This window comes from Pseudoalteromonas sp. PAR1 (genome assembly GCF_947311895.1).
Lineage (GTDB): Bacteria > Pseudomonadota > Gammaproteobacteria > Enterobacterales > Alteromonadaceae > Pseudoalteromonas > Pseudoalteromonas lipolytica_C.
On record NZ_CAMZMY010000004.1, the window covers coordinates 153259 to 167278 of the forward strand.

15 protein-coding genes are annotated in these 14020 nt (G+C 41.7%); 5 read left to right on the plus strand and 10 right to left on the minus strand.

Translation table 11 applies throughout. The features are described 5' to 3' along the window. Nucleotides 1–5: 5 nt before the first annotated feature. The 5 genes from crcB to lrp all read right to left on the minus strand — a co-directional run bounded on the left by crcB (nucleotide 6) and on the right by lrp (nucleotide 5462). Nucleotides 6–392 (minus strand): fluoride efflux transporter CrcB, encoded by a 387-nt coding sequence (crcB, locus tag QL229_RS04690; RefSeq protein ID WP_082389253.1) that lies wholly within the window; start codon nucleotides 390–392, stop codon nucleotides 6–8. Next, nucleotides 385–1722, minus strand: a complete 1338-nt coding sequence (locus QL229_RS04695) for a replication-associated recombination protein A (protein ID WP_138557373.1) — start codon at nucleotides 1720–1722, stop codon at nucleotides 385–387. The genes crcB and QL229_RS04695 overlap by 8 nt, the downstream gene beginning before the upstream one ends. Before the next feature lie 3 nt (nucleotides 1723–1725). Then, nucleotides 1726–2352 (minus strand): outer membrane lipoprotein chaperone LolA, encoded by a 627-nt coding sequence (gene lolA, locus QL229_RS04700; protein ID WP_138557372.1) that lies wholly within the window; start codon nucleotides 2350–2352, stop codon nucleotides 1726–1728. Further along, nucleotides 2352–4841, minus strand: a complete 2490-nt coding sequence (locus QL229_RS04705) for a DNA translocase FtsK 4TM domain-containing protein (protein WP_135925098.1) — start codon at nucleotides 4839–4841, stop codon at nucleotides 2352–2354. Before QL229_RS04705 ends, lolA begins: the two co-directional genes overlap by 1 nt. Before the next feature lie 141 nt (nucleotides 4842–4982). Further along, on the minus strand, nucleotides 4983–5462 hold the full coding sequence (lrp, locus tag QL229_RS04710; protein WP_063704651.1) for a leucine-responsive transcriptional regulator Lrp: 480 nt from the start codon (nucleotides 5460–5462) through the stop codon (nucleotides 4983–4985). A gap of 142 nt (nucleotides 5463–5604) precedes the next feature. On the opposite strand from lrp, the gene ald reads away from it, so the two are divergent. Then, nucleotides 5605–6726 carry an alanine dehydrogenase gene (gene ald, locus QL229_RS04715; protein ID WP_135925100.1) on the plus strand — a complete coding sequence of 374 codons (1122 nt, stop codon included), beginning with the start codon at nucleotides 5605–5607 and terminating at the stop codon, nucleotides 6724–6726. 95 nt (nucleotides 6727–6821) lie between these two features. On the opposite strand, the gene rluB is transcribed toward ald, so the two are convergent. From rluB to QL229_RS04735, 4 genes are all read right to left on the minus strand, one after another. Then, on the minus strand, nucleotides 6822–7694 hold the full coding sequence (rluB, locus tag QL229_RS04720) for a 23S rRNA pseudouridine(2605) synthase RluB (RefSeq protein WP_135925103.1): 873 nt from the start codon (nucleotides 7692–7694) through the stop codon (nucleotides 6822–6824). Further along, complete coding sequence (gene scpB, locus QL229_RS04725; protein WP_135925105.1) at nucleotides 7691–8281, minus strand: SMC-Scp complex subunit ScpB; 591 nt, start codon at nucleotides 8279–8281, stop codon at nucleotides 7691–7693. Before scpB ends, rluB begins: the two co-directional genes overlap by 4 nt. A gap of 130 nt (nucleotides 8282–8411) precedes the next feature. After that, entirely contained in the window at nucleotides 8412–8933 is a 522-nt protein-coding gene (locus tag QL229_RS04730; RefSeq protein ID WP_135925107.1) for an EF-hand domain-containing protein, read from the minus strand. A 206-nt stretch (nucleotides 8934–9139) separates the two neighbouring features. Then, nucleotides 9140–9574: an exonuclease III gene (locus QL229_RS04735; RefSeq protein WP_135925109.1), complete on the minus strand. Its 435-nt coding sequence runs from the start codon at nucleotides 9572–9574 to the stop codon at nucleotides 9140–9142. 246 nt (nucleotides 9575–9820) lie between these two features. Here QL229_RS04735 and xthA point away from each other — a divergent pair, with 246 nt between their 5' ends. The 3 genes from xthA to QL229_RS04750 are packed head-to-tail and all read left to right on the plus strand — an operon-like array spanning nucleotide 9821 to nucleotide 12071. Continuing rightward, nucleotides 9821–10630 carry an exodeoxyribonuclease III gene (gene xthA, locus QL229_RS04740; protein ID WP_054552965.1) on the plus strand — a complete coding sequence of 270 codons (810 nt, stop codon included), beginning with the start codon at nucleotides 9821–9823 and terminating at the stop codon, nucleotides 10628–10630. Then, the gene (locus tag QL229_RS04745; RefSeq protein ID WP_135925113.1) at nucleotides 10627–11277 is read left to right on the plus strand and encodes an energy-coupling factor ABC transporter permease; all 651 of its coding nucleotides are present in this window, start codon (nucleotides 10627–10629) and stop codon (nucleotides 11275–11277) included. The genes xthA and QL229_RS04745 overlap by 4 nt, the downstream gene beginning before the upstream one ends. Beyond that, nucleotides 11274–12071, plus strand: coding sequence for a putative RNA methyltransferase (locus QL229_RS04750; RefSeq protein ID WP_138557371.1), 798 nt, complete (start codon nucleotides 11274–11276; stop codon nucleotides 12069–12071). Before QL229_RS04745 ends, QL229_RS04750 begins: the two co-directional genes overlap by 4 nt. On the opposite strand, the gene yfbV is transcribed toward QL229_RS04750, so the two are convergent. Next, nucleotides 12068–12514, minus strand: a complete 447-nt coding sequence (gene yfbV, locus QL229_RS04755; RefSeq protein WP_138557370.1) for a terminus macrodomain insulation protein YfbV — start codon at nucleotides 12512–12514, stop codon at nucleotides 12068–12070. The two genes, QL229_RS04750 and yfbV, sit on opposite strands and share 4 nt — an antisense overlap. Nucleotides 12515–12803: 289 nt before the next feature. Here yfbV and QL229_RS04760 point away from each other — a divergent pair, with 289 nt between their 5' ends. After that, complete coding sequence (locus QL229_RS04760; RefSeq protein ID WP_138557369.1) at nucleotides 12804–14018, plus strand: acetate kinase; 1215 nt, start codon at nucleotides 12804–12806, stop codon at nucleotides 14016–14018. The last annotated feature ends 2 nt before the right edge of the window (nucleotides 14019–14020 follow it).

Consider the following 14020-nt stretch of genomic DNA (forward strand, 5'->3'; position numbering starts at 1 on the left):
GATTTTTAACCTTTTTGCATTACCAGCTGAAGGCCCAGCCAAGCCATAAATATACACACCACCACGTTTAAGGTGATATTGAGGGCCATTTTAAAAAAGTGACCTTGTTGCAATAGCAACAACGAATCCATTGAGAATGTTGAAAAGGTGGTCAATGCACCTAAAAAGCCAATACCAATTAAGGTTTTAGCGGGGCTAACAGCGATTATTTCTTTTTCAATCAAGCCGTATAAAATGCCCATTAACAATGAACCAAGAATATTAACTGTCAACGTGCCAAAAGGGAATCCCCTACCCAGCAGTTTTAGCATGGTTTCGCTAAGAAAATAGCGTAAACACGCCCCTGAAGCGCCCCCCATTGCAATCATCATGTAAAGTTTCAAGCTATTCATAGCGTTTAATATCACTTTGCTCGTTGCGCTGGCTTAAATAGTCCAGCTTTTGTTTTATTTTTTGTTCAAGCCCACGGTCAGTTGGGAAGTAATACTGGCGATCATTAATTGCCTCAGGGAAATACTTTTCGCCAGCCGCGAATGCACCTTCTTCATTGTGAGCATACCGATATTCAGCGCCATAACCTAAATCTTTCATTAAACTTGTTGGTGCATTGCGTAAATGCTCTGGCACAGGATAACTCGGCTCATTTTTAGCATCTTGTAGCGCTTGGTTAAACGCCATATACACAGCGTTACTTTTCGGTGCACTTGCTAAGTAAATAGTGGCTTGTGCAATAGCGCGCTCACCTTCACTTGGGCCAACACGTTGAAAAATATCCCACGCATTGAGTGCAACTTCCATTGCTCGCGGGTCTGCATTGCCAATATCTTCTGTGGCAATCGCTAATAAACGCCTAGCCACATAAAGTGGGTCGCCGCCACCGGCTAAAATACGGCAGTACCAATATAGAGCGCCATCAGGTGAACTACCTCGTACTGACTTATGGAACGCTGAAATCAAGTCGTAAAACTCATCGCCACCTTTGTCATACTTGGCTAAGTGAGTTGGCAGTACTTGGCTTAAAACATGTTGATCAACAAGGTATTTGCCCTGTTGCTCCGAGGTTAAATCAACCGCTTGTTCTAACAAGTTAAGTACTTTTCGCGCATCGCCATCACTTGCTTGGCAAAGCGCCTGTTTGGCGTTATCGGCAATTTCAATGTGTTTTTGGCTAAGCTCTACGTCTTCACGCAAGGCGCGCTCAATCACGGTAAATAAATCGGTTTGCTCAAGTGCTTTTAGAACATACACACGGGCACGAGACAATATCGCGTTATTAAGTGCAAATGATGGGTTTTCGGTGGTTGCACCAACAAAAATAAAGGTGCCATCTTCGATATGTGGTAAGAATGCATCTTGCTGAGATTTATTAAAGCGGTGCACTTCGTCTACAAATAATAAAGTGCGTTGTCCTCGCCCAGCAAGGTTTGCTTTCGCTTCGCTTACTGCCTCACGAATATCCTTCACGCCTGCTGTAACAGCCGACATTTGAATAAGGCTGGCATCGGCATGGTTAGCAATAATTTGCGCTAAGGTAGTTTTACCAACGCCAGGCGGCCCCCACAAAATAAGGCTGTGGCATCGTCCTGCAAGAATCGCTTGGTAAAGAGGTTTGTCGGGGCTCAATAGGTGCTGCTGACCTATGTAGTCATTGAGTGTTTCTGGTCGCATGCGCGCCGCGAGTGGGCGCACATCAGGGCCAAAATTAAATCCGAGGTTACTCAAGCCTTAATCACCTTGGCTTTGGTCGTCAACTTCCACGCCCTCAGGAATGGTAAATTCAAATGTTTGAGCTGCAAGCGCTTCGTTTACTTTGGCATCTTTAAAGGTAAATAAAGATTGCTGACCTGAGGTGTCTAATACAGTTAGTGATGCAAGACCTTGCTCTTTAGCATTAAAGCTAATATCTAACTTTTCAACTTGGCTCTCAACGCCTTTGTTTGGCGTGACACTAAAGCCTGCCTCTGTTGCCACAACTTGGTATTTTGCCCACTGCTCAGGATCTTTTGAGGTCAACAATACAAACGGTGTTGAATCAATTAGGCTGTGGGTATTCATAATAGTTACTTGTTCAGCAAAGCTGTCGAAGTAATAAGTTTTGTCGCCATTTGATACAAACAAGGTGTCATCTGGGCTTTGTTGTTGCCAGCGGATCATCATAGGTTGCTGAAGGGCAATGTTCCCCTCACCTTGCATGATAGCTTCACCTTGAGAATCGGTCACTTGTTGCGAAAACTGTGCTTTAAAACTTTTAATCGCAGCCAGTTGTTGTTGCAACGCTTCGCTGTCGTCTGCAAAACTTTGACCGCTTAATAAACAACCCATAATTAGGGCTAGGTATTTAATTTTTTTCATTAATTTGCTCCACCATTTGGCACTAAGACTTCGCGAGCACCGTTATGACCCGGTGCGCTAACAATGCCTGATGTTTCCATTTGTTCAACTAAGCGTGCTGCGCGGTTATAACCTACGCGAAGCTTACGCTGTACACTCGATACCGACACTTTGCCGGTTTCAATTACAAATGATACTGCTTCATCGTAAAGCGGATCTGACTCTTCATCACCGTCTTCACTGGTTTCTCCAGGTAGTAAAATTTCTTCTGTGGCATCACCACTTAAAATTTCATCTATATAATTTGGTTTACCACGTTTTTTCCAATCATCTACAACCGCGTGAACTTCGTGGTCGTCGACAAACGCGCCATGTACACGCACTGGCACACTGGTACCCGGCGGTAGGTAAAGCATGTCACCCATACCAAGTAAGTTTTCGGCACCTTGCTGATCTAAAATGGTACGCGAGTCAATTTTACTTGAAACTTGGAACGCCATACGCGTTGGAATATTCGCTTTAATTAAACCTGTAATAACGTCAACCGATGGGCGCTGTGTTGCTAGCACTAAATGAATACCTGCAGCACGAGCTTTTTGTGCAATACGAGCAATCAGCTCTTCCACTTTTTTACCCACGATCATCATCATGTCGGCAAATTCGTCTATAACCACCACAATACTTGGCAATTTACCAAGCTCTTCAGGGCCATCGGCCATGCCATCTGTGTCTTTAAAAAGTGGGTCTAAAATAGGGTGACCCGCTTCTTTCGCATCAAGCACTTTTTGGTTGTAACCTTTTAAGTTACGCACCCCAAGCGCCGACATTAGCTTATAACGACGTTCCATTTCACCTACACACCAACGCAATGCATTGGCTGCTTCTTTCATGTCGGTAACAACTTCACACAATAAATGTGGGATGCCTTCGTACACCGAAAGTTCAAGCATTTTCGGGTCGATCATGATCATACGAACATCATCAGGGCCCGATTTGTACAGTAAGCTTAATATCATTACATTAACGCCCACTGACTTACCTGAACCTGTGGTACCTGCAACGAGTAAATGTGGCATTTTGCCAAGGTCAGCACACACCGGTTCGCCAGCAATGTCTTTACCTAACACCATAGTCAGTGGTGATGGGTTTGATTCAAATTTAGGTGCGTTAATAACTTCACTTAAACGCACTATTTCACGGTGTTTGTTAGGTAGCTCTAAACCAACATAAGTTTTACCTGGAATAACCTCTACAACACGAACACTCACAGCAGACAGTGAACGCGCTAAATCTTTAGCTAGGCCGGTGATTTTGGCTACTTTGATACCCGGCGCTAAATCAAGCTCAAAGCGAGTTACAACCGGACCTGGATAAACACCCACAACCGCAGCTTGAATATTAAAATCAAGTAGTTTGGTTTCAACTAAACGTGAGATACCATCGAGCTCTTCTTGTGATAATGGATTTTTCGCTTTATCTGGGCGATCGAGTAAATCTAGCGATGGTAATGGGTTAGCAGGCGGTTGCTCATCTAGTAAGGCTTCAAACTTTTCTTTTGCCGTTGGCGGTGGCTGGTACGCAGGTTTTGCCTTTGGCATTGGGCGCGCAGGCGATACAACCGTTGTTACAGGTTTTTCTGGCTCAACGACTGGGCTTTGATCAAGCGCATTAAGTGCCGATACAGTATCGAATGATTCGTCATCAAGCGCACTAAAGCCAATTTCTTGGTCAAGAATATCGTCAAGCTCATCAAAACCTTCAAATTCATCATCACTACTGCTTGGCTGTTTTTTCTGTGTTTGTGATGGCTTTGTTGCTGGCTCGTCTATGTCATTGAAACCTATAGCTGGGTTGCTATCTTGCTGTTCAAAGTTAGCGTCTGGCTCGGCTGACGTTGGTTTAACCGCTTCTCTTTCGCGATTTAACCATGCAGAAAACTGCGCGCGTAAGAAGTAGAATATTTTCATCACCCACTTACCAACAAAGTCAACAAACTGAACCCAAGAAACTCCTGTTAGTAGCGTTAGGCCGGCAAAAAAGAAACACAACAATAAAATAGAGGTGCCAGTGAAATTAAAAGTAGGCATCATGGCTGTGGCAATCACATCACCTACTACCCCGCCCGATGAAAAATTATATATGTCATCAAAATTGATGCTACTAATTGCCGTGGCTGAGGTAATGAATAACGCAAAGCCAATGACTCTTAGAGCAAGCGTGGTGTAGTCAAGCTGTAAAATACGATGAGGTTGTTTAAACAGTAAATAGCCAAACAGCTGAATGGCTACTGGCACAAGATAAGCTAGCCAGCCAAAACTAAGCAAAAGGATATCCGCAATCCATGCACCTGCGGTGCCGGTAATATTCTTAACATTAACAAATTCACCGGTTTGCGACCAAGAAGGATCGGCTGGATCAAAACTGATTAATGCACATAAAATAAATACTGCTGCAAAGGTACTAATAATTAGCCCCGTTTCTAACAGTCTTTGAACACCATTTAGGCGCATAGCTCCCTATTCCTTATTATTCTTTACTCATCGATTAGCAGTGAAATACCTTAGCAGGAAATGCCGTTTGATGCACTTTATCTTAACCTTGATGGACTGATAATGAACAAGTTTTTGTTACTCAATGTGTATTTTAACAGTTTAGGCAATATATGGGCGAATAATGACCCCTTGCTCACCTTTTACTTCTTCCATTACCACATAGGTTCGGCTTTCACTGACATTAGGTAGTTTTAGTAGAATATCCCCTAAAACATTTCGATATTCCGACATGTCGTTTACCCGCGTTTTTAATAGAAAGTCGAAATTACCTGATACTAAATGGCATTCAATAATTTCATCGTGCTTTTTAACTGCAGCGTTAAATTCTTCAAATACATCGGGTGATGTTTTAGTGATAGTCACTTCTACATAAACCGACAAACCTTGCCCGAGTTTTGCAGGATCTACCACGGCTTTATAACCGAGTATGTACCCTTCCCTTTCGAGCTTTTTTACCCGCTCTAAACAGGGTGTTGCACTTAGGCCTACACGCCTTGCCAGCTCTACGTTAGAGATCCGACCATCGAGCTGTAATTCCATTAAAATTTTACGGTCAATTCGGTCGAGTAATTGGTGCATAAGACAAACCAGAGTTTTAAACTGTTAAAATTAATTTTTTAGATTATATCACTAGAATCCAACTTAAAAAAGGTGAGACACACTGGCATGTCATGAATATAATAGTCAAAAATTTTATCCCGTTCTATTAAGGCGAAAAACTATGATTATTGGTGTACCTAAAGAAATTAAAAACCATGAATACCGTGTAGGTATGGTTCCTGCGAGTGTTCGTGAACTAGTAAACCATGGCCACCAAGTGTTTGTTGAAACTGATGCAGGTATGGGCATTGGCTTCACTAACGAAGATTATGTTGCAGCTGGTGCTGAAATTTTACCAACCGCTGCTGACGTTTTTGCTAAAGCTGAAATGATCGTTAAAGTAAAAGAGCCTCAAGCTGTTGAGCGTGCAATGTTACGCGAAGACCAAATTCTATTTACTTACCTTCACTTAGCACCGGATCTTCCACAAACTGAAGACCTAGTTAAAAGCGGCGCAATCTGTATCGCTTACGAAACTGTAACTGACGCTCGTGGCGGTTTACCTCTTCTTGCTCCTATGAGTGAAGTTGCTGGTCGTATGTCTATCCAAGCTGGTGCACAAGCGCTTGAAAAATCAAACCACGGCCGTGGTATGTTACTGGGCGGTGTACCTGGTGTTGAGCCAGCTAAAGTTGTTGTTATCGGTGGCGGCATGGTTGGTCGTAGCGCAGCGCAAATGGCAGTTGGCCTAGGTGCTGATGTTGTTGTTCTTGACCGTAACATCGACGTATTACGTGCATTAGACGCACAGTTCGGTAACAAAGTTAAAGCTATTTACTCTACTGCTGATGCGTTAGAAAAACACGTACTAGAAGCTGACCTTGTGATCGGTGGCGTACTAATCCCAGGTGCAGCAGCGCCTAAACTAGTTACAGCTGAGCACATCAAAGCAATGAAGCCTGGCTCTGCTATCGTTGACGTTGCAATCGACCAAGGTGGTTGTATCGCTACTTCTAAAGCAACAACTCACGCAGATCCTACTTACATCGTTGATGACGTTGTTCACTACTGTGTTGCTAACATGCCAGGTGCTGTACCACGTACTTCTACGTTTGCACTTAACAACGCAACATTACCGTATATCATCAACCTTGCTAACAAAGGTTATAAGAAGGCGCTTCTTGATGATGCACATTTCTTAAAAGGCTTAAACGTGATCAAAGGCCAAGTTACTTATAAAGAAGTAGCAGAAGCTTTCAACATGGAATATGTTGACCCACGTACAGCGGTTGAAAATGCTTAATTAGCATTGTGAAACAAAAAAAGCAGCGATATCGCTGCTTTTTTTATGCCTGTTTGCAAATAAATTAGTTTATCTGCAAACAATTATATTTCTGATTAACGACGCTTAGTTTGTTTAGCGCGTTGATTGTGCTTTTTAACCGCCTTACGGATTTGGTTAATTTTAGCACGCTTGTCTTTACGTTTTTCAGGAATAGCCGACAACTTAGTTTGTGTTTCGCGACCTAACTGTACAGTTTTACGTAAATAGTTAACGGTATCTAAATCAAGCTCAGCCCAACCACCTTGTGGTAAACGCTTATCAAGCTCTAACTTACCGTAACGAATACGAATAAGACGAGAAACTTCTACATCTTGCGATTGCCATAAACGACGTACTTCGCGGTTACGACCTTCAGTTAAAGTCACATTGAACCAACGGTTGATACCTTCACCACCCATAGGCTTGATGTTCAAGAATTTTGCAGGGCCATCTTCAAGCTCAACACCTTTTGTTAAAGTGCGTAGCGTTTCGTTAGTCACTTCACCAAACACACGAGCTGAGTACTCACGCTCTACTTCGTAGCTTGGGTGCATTAAACGGTTAGCAAGTTCACCATCGTTAGTAAAAAGCATTAAACCTGCAGTGTTGATATCTAATCGACCTACCGCAATCCAACGTTCGCCATCAACGCGTGGTAAACGGTCAAATACGGTACGACGACCTTCTGGGTCTTTACGTGTACATAACTCACCTTCGGGTTTGTTGTACATAAGCACACGACAAATACGCTCAGCTTTGTCTTCAATTTTCACAACGTGACCATCAACACGGATTACATCGCTTGCCTCTACACGGTCACCTAAACGGGCAACTTTACCGTTAACACTTACGCGGTTGGCATCAATGTATTTTTCCATTTCACGACGTGAACCCACACCAGCACGGGCTAATACTTTTTGTAACTTTTCAGTTTCTAAATTACTCATTCAGATAGTTCTCTCACAGAAGGATCGCTCAATAACTGGTTGATTTTACTTTCCTGAAGCTCAGGCAGTGGTGGTAACTCATCTAAACCAGCTAATGAAAAATAGTCTAAGAAAGCAGCAGTGGTGGCGTACAAGGCAGGACGCCCCGGCACTTCTTTGTGGCCAACAACTCTTATCCACTCTCTTTCTAATAATGTTTTAATTATCCCTGAGCCAACTGTAACCCCCCGTACTTGTTCAATCTCACCACGGGTTATGGGTTGTCTATAGGCAATCAAGGATAAAGTTTCTAGTAGTGCTCGTGAGTATTTAGGTGCGCGCTCTTGCCATAAGTTTGCAAGCCAAGGTGCTAAACTTGCACATGCTTGAAACCGATAACCGCTGCCAACGGCAACAAGCTTAATGCCTCGAGTTTGATAATGCGTTTGAATTTGATCAATTGCATTATTTATGCGTGGCATAGATACGCTTAAATCAGCTAATACTGTCTCTTTTAAATGACGCTTAGACACGGGCTTTCCGGCAACAAAAATCGCGGCTTCTATGATTTCGACTAATTGTTCATCACTGATACGTTTTGCGGCCATTGCTACTAAAGGTCATTTTTACTCACTAACGCTCTATTATGACAGAAGTCGACCAAGGTTGGAAAAATTATTATAAAAAAGCCAGCGTAAAACACTGGCTTTTGGGGTATTTAATAGCTGCTTTATAAAATTAGCTCTTGTTAAGCATCTCTAACGCGTCGTCTTCGGCAACTTCACTGCCATATTTATTAATGTAACTAATAAACTCATTGCGGCTTACACGTTTATCTTTGTTACTATCCATATAGCCAAAGTGATTTGCAATGTCGTCGTCATCCGCTTCTTCAATAGAAATATAGCCATTTTTATCGTTATCTAACGATTTAAAGTCATTTTCGATTGGGTCAAATTTAGCGATTTCAGCTTTAAATGCTGATTCAGATACCTCACTATCAGTTGCCACCTTGCCTGTATTTAACTGCATGTAAGCATTAAATTCAGTACGGCTGATTTGCTCATCCATATTGGTATCGATATTTGAAAAGTGCTCCCAAATAGCATCGTCGTCAGCTTCTACTTTAGAGATATAACCGTCGTTGTCATTATCTAGGCTGCCAAAATCGCTGTCGATTTTTGCTAAAGAGTTACTCGCAGAACAGGCTGATAGGCTTAATGCTGCTAAAATTGTTGATGCTAAAGTTAACTTTTTCATAAGACATTTCCTTGTAGTCGATTAGATTCACTTCGACTGTTACAAGTTGAATGCCAAAATGCCTTATTAGCTAAAATCAAGCACTTACAACCTAGTTAAGTTAAGGTTAAGCCTATGATTTAGCAAGCTTTTCATTAATTACTGTAATTTTTTCATAAAAAAAGCGCTCTAAAAAGCGCTTTTTCAATCTAACTGTAATGTTGCTATTAGATAGCTGCGTTTTGGTAACGCTTGACGAAATCTGTTACTGCTTCGCCATTACATTTTAAAGTATTTAAGTTACCAATTTTTTCACGCACAGGTGTTAAACCTTTTTTAAGTGCAGTGATACAAAGTTGAGTCTCTTTTTGCTCATTTTTAGCAAACACTTCAACAGCTGCCTTTGTTGCAGCTTCTTGTGATTGTGCTTTTTTAGCAATTTCACGGATGTCAGTACCGTTACATAAAATGCTCTTTGAAAAACGTGACATTGAAATGCCATGCTTTGCAGCTTCTTTACGTGCAGCGGTAAACCCTTCGTTCGCACTTAAGCTACATAACTTTGATTCAATACGGTTATCAGCTGAAAAGTAGTGCGGGTTGCTTGCTAATGAGCCAAATGAGATACATGCAAGAGAAAGCATCACTAATTGTTTTTTCATGGTTTACCTTTAAATAGTACATAATATGAACGGGTGATTTGCGCGCATTATATAACCAAAAATAAGTAGATCAACTGAATTATTTATTTAATTTAATTATTAATACTGAGTTAACAATGTTTTTAAAATAAGCAGCAATTGATCAACATTTATTCAATTTGATTTTCGTAATTTGCTCATGAATAAGCCCTATTTTGATGGTAGAATTGCGCTAAACGAATAAACAAAAATTCAGATAGGTAATCCATGAAGGTAATCTCATTTAACATTAACGGCCTGCGCGCCCGTTTACACCAGTTGCAAGCGGTGATTGATAAACATCAACCAGACATCATTGGCTTACAAGAAATCAAAGTGCATGATGAAGCCTTCCCGCTTGAGGATGTACAAAAAATGGGTTATCACGTTTATTTCCATGGTCAAAAAGCGCATTACGGCGTGGCAATGCTATGTAAGCAAGAACCTAAATCGGTTGTAAAAGGTTTTGCAACCGATACAGATGAATCACAACGTCGTATGATCAGCGTAACAGTGACTCAAGAAAATGGTCGCGATCTTACTGTAATGAATGGCTATTTCCCACAAGGCGATAATATTGCCCATGAAACCAAGTTCCCATATAAGCGTCAATTCTATAAAGATCTAATGACCCACTTAGAAGATAATCACACACCAGAGCAAGATGTTATTGTGATGGGCGACATTAATATTTCACCAACCGATCTCGACATTGGTATTGGAGAGCCTAACCGTAAGCGCTGGTTAAAAACGGGTAAATGTTCTTTTCAACCAGAAGAGCGTGAATGGCTAAGCACGTTATTAAACTGGGGCTTTAAAGATACCTTCCGTGAACTATACCCAGAAAAAACCGAACAATATTCGTGGTTTGATTACCGCTCAAAAGGTTTTGATGACAATCGCGGTTTACGTATTGATGTGATCTTAGCAACCCCAGCGCTTGCTGAGCGTTGTGTTGAGTCAGGTATCGATTACGAATTACGTGGTATCGAAAAACCATCTGATCATGCGCCAATTTGGTCAACATTTAACGCATGATAGAGACGATGCAATGGCAGCTCCCTTTGTGGAGCTGTGTGGCTTTAGTACTTTGGCTAAGCTTTGATAAGCAAAGCGCATCCCAATTATTGGCAACACCAATAAGACAAGTGGGTGTGCTCGCGTGTGCTTTAGTACTTGCAATATTATGGCGCATTAAAGCGGGAATATTGCCGGGCCTCGAATTGCATATCTTAGGGGTCACCGCAGTGACCCTGATTTTAGGTTGGCGACTGGCTATTTTTGCAAGCAGCCTTGCAAGTCTACTGCTGGTGTTAGTCGCTCAGTTACCACTGCCCTTATTACCGGTGCATTTACTGTTTACGGCATTTATACCTATCACGCTGAGTTACTTGTGTTTTGTACTTTGCTATAGCTATTTACCAAGACACTTTTTTATTTATATCTTTTTATGCGCATTTTTAACCGCGGCTGTTATCGCTTGTATCAAAATACTTACCAGTGGTGTGTTTTATTACTTATTGGGTGATTACAGTTTTATTGAGATTTCAGAAAACTATCTCATTCTATGTGCCATAATTTGGTTTCCTGAAGCAATGCTCAATGGCATGGCTATTACCTTGTTGATCACCTATCGCCCGCACTGGGTTAAAACCTTTTATGATAAGGACTATTTAGACTCATGAGTCTTCACTATCACTGCCCGCTTTGCAAACTTGAACTTACGCTAACCGATAAAACTTACCGCTGTGACAACAACCATAGTTTTGATATCGCCAAAGAGGGTTATGTCAATTTACTACCCGTGCAAAATAAAAAGTCGAAACAACCGGGTGATAACCTTGAAATGGTGCAAGCACGCCGAGCTTTTTTAAGTGCGGGGCACTACCTTTTTTTACAGCAAGCTTTAGCTGAGTTAGTGGCATCACTTAAACCAAATACAGTAATTGATTTAGGATGTGGCGAAGGCTTTTATACCCAAGCAATAGCAGCGCAATCGAGTGCCGAAGTATATGGTGTTGATATTTCGAAGCCGGCGGTAAAATACGCGGCTAAGCGTTATGAAAATGCAAATTTTAGTGTTGCCTCGATTAGCCAAGCCCCTTTTGCTGACGCATCTGCCGATGTGCTTGTCAGTGTGTTTGCCCCCTTATTTGCACAAGAACTTGCTCGACTTGCCAAATCGCAAGGCAGTCTAATTGTCGCAAGCCCAGGACCTTGGCATCTTAAAGAATTAAAAGCGTTTATTTATACGGATGTAAAACCACATACAGAGATAGAGCCACCAGCAGGGTTTAGTAAAGAGTCAATAAACTTACTAGAGCAACAGGTGCTATTGCCTGTTGATGAGATTAAACATTTAATTATGATGACACCGTTTGCTTGGAAGTTTCGCCCAGAGCATTGGCAGCAGATAGAGCAACAAGGCCCACAAAAAGTAACGTTATCATTTTATGTGAGCCAGTTTATTCGTGATTAAAAGTGTTCTTTTGTGAACGCTTTATCCATCTTTTCGAACATATCTTTTAAAAGTTGAGCTAAATCTGTGTAGCATGGTTTTTCAGTTGTGAGTTGTGACTGATAGCCATGCGCCTTCATTTTACTATGCAGCTCGGTATACCAACTTAACATGGCTGGTTCTAAGCGGGTTTGAGCGCGACGACCTAACCACAGTAAGCCTTGAAAAGGTAACGACAGAAAAAATAAAGCGATAGTGATAGCTTGAGGGAAGTAATCACTACCTAAATAGTTTACTTGCATGAACACTGTGAACATAGCCAGAATAGGCATGACTGTGATCGCCAAGTCAGTGGCTTTGATCACTCTGAATTCAGCAAACATTGGAGCTAGCTCTTGTCGCATTGGCCACTTTTTCGCGTACTGACGACCTGTTTGCACTTGTGACATGACACCTTTTTGCATCATCACTCCTCGGGTTTTCATACTGTTTCACAACTGAGTGTAACACACTCCCGGATACAATCCCTGCAAAACCTGTCCTCGTTTTTATAACAATTTATGTCATTGACACTAACGTTAATAGTCTAAATGAGATAAAATGTTATCGGCTTAAGTCAACGAGACTTTAGTATAATTACAGCCCACCTTTGTTAAGTGTAGCAACAAAATACTTATTTACTATACTGGCAAAGAATTCTAATTATCAAGCCTTAATATACACTGACTGATATCGTACTTTTAGGACCTAGCTATGCCAACGCCCCTTTACCCACCACACCATGTTTTAGTACTGAACTGTGGTAGTTCAAGTTTAAAATTTGCCATTTTAAATGCCACCACTTCTGACGAAGTTATTTCAGGTTTAGCTGAGCGCCTTGGCTCAGACACGCCTTCAATCAAATATAAATATAATGGTGAAAAGAAGCTGATTGAACTTGCTAAAGGTCAAGCCCACGATGCGGCGATTGCTGAATTAGTTAAGTTAGTCAATAACTTAGGTCTTGCAGATAATTTAATCGCTGTAGGTCATCGTGTGGTGCACGGTGGCGAGCATTTCACCGAATCTGTACTTATCGACGATGATGTACTTGCAGCTATTGAAAAAACAGCGGCACTTGCACCACTTCATAACCCAGCAAACTTATTGGGTATTCGCACTGCAAAGCAAGCGTTCTCAGCGCTGCCACAAATTGCCGTGTTTGATACTGCGTTTCACCAAACCATGCCTAATATTGCTTACTTATACGCTTTGCCTTACTCACTATATAAAGAGCATGGCGTAAGACGCTATGGTTTTCATGGTACCAGTCATTATTACGTTGCTGGTGAAGCAGCAAAATTATTAGGCAAAGAGCGCGAGCAAACTAATGTGATCAGTGCACATTTAGGTAATGGTTGTTCAGTGTGTGCGATTAAAGATGGTAAGAGTGTAGATACCAGTATGGGTCTTACGCCGCTTGAAGGCTTAGTGATGGGTACTCGCAGTGGTAGCATCGATCCGGGTTTATTCACCTTCTTAACCCAGCAACTTAATTACACGGCTCAAGAAATTGATGATTTACTCAATAAGCAAAGTGGCTTGCTAGGTATTAGTGAATTATCAAATGACTGCCGCACTATCGAAGAAGCCGCCGTTGAAGGCCACCCGCAAGCAAACCTTGCACTCGATATCTTCTGTTACCGCTTAGCTAAACAAATAGCTGCTTTTTTAGTTCCTCTACAACGTTTAGATGCACTTATTTTTACCGGCGGTATCGGTGAAAACTCAGATATTATTCGTGACAAAGTCATCACTCAATTAGGCTTTTTAGGCCTTGAGTGTGATGAAGATGCAAACTTAGCGGCACGTTTTGGTAAAGAAGGTCTAATTTCAAAAGGCCAAGCGCATGCGAAAGCGTTTGTGATCCCAACCAACGAAGAATGGGTTATTGCAAACGATGCAGCCCGTATTGCACAGGAGGCTTAAGT

Coding starts and splice junctions, on each gene's coding strand:
- crcB (WP_082389253.1), bottom strand. CDS start 392: ATGAATAGCTTGAAACTTTACATGATGATTGCAATGGGGGGCGCTTCA.
- lolA (WP_138557372.1), bottom strand. CDS start 2,352: ATGAAAAAAATTAAATACCTAGCCCTAATTATGGGTTGTTTATTAAGC.
- QL229_RS04705 (WP_135925098.1), bottom strand. CDS start 4,841: ATGCGCCTAAATGGTGTTCAAAGACTGTTAGAAACGGGGCTAATTATT.
- lrp (WP_063704651.1), bottom strand. CDS start 5,462: ATGCACCAATTACTCGACCGAATTGACCGTAAAATTTTAATGGAATTA.
- ald (WP_135925100.1), top strand. CDS start 5,605: ATGATTATTGGTGTACCTAAAGAAATTAAAAACCATGAATACCGTGTA.
- rluB (WP_135925103.1), bottom strand. CDS start 7,694: ATGAGTAATTTAGAAACTGAAAAGTTACAAAAAGTATTAGCCCGTGCT.
- scpB (WP_135925105.1), bottom strand. CDS start 8,281: ATGGCCGCAAAACGTATCAGTGATGAACAATTAGTCGAAATCATAGAA.
- QL229_RS04730 (WP_135925107.1), bottom strand. CDS start 8,933: ATGAAAAAGTTAACTTTAGCATCAACAATTTTAGCAGCATTAAGCCTA.
- QL229_RS04735 (WP_135925109.1), bottom strand. CDS start 9,574: ATGAAAAAACAATTAGTGATGCTTTCTCTTGCATGTATCTCATTTGGC.
- xthA (WP_054552965.1), top strand. CDS start 9,821: ATGAAGGTAATCTCATTTAACATTAACGGCCTGCGCGCCCGTTTACAC.
- QL229_RS04745 (WP_135925113.1), top strand. CDS start 10,627: ATGATAGAGACGATGCAATGGCAGCTCCCTTTGTGGAGCTGTGTGGCT.
- QL229_RS04750 (WP_138557371.1), top strand. CDS start 11,274: ATGAGTCTTCACTATCACTGCCCGCTTTGCAAACTTGAACTTACGCTA.
- yfbV (WP_138557370.1), bottom strand. CDS start 12,514: ATGCAAAAAGGTGTCATGTCACAAGTGCAAACAGGTCGTCAGTACGCG.
- QL229_RS04760 (WP_138557369.1), top strand. CDS start 12,804: ATGCCAACGCCCCTTTACCCACCACACCATGTTTTAGTACTGAACTGT.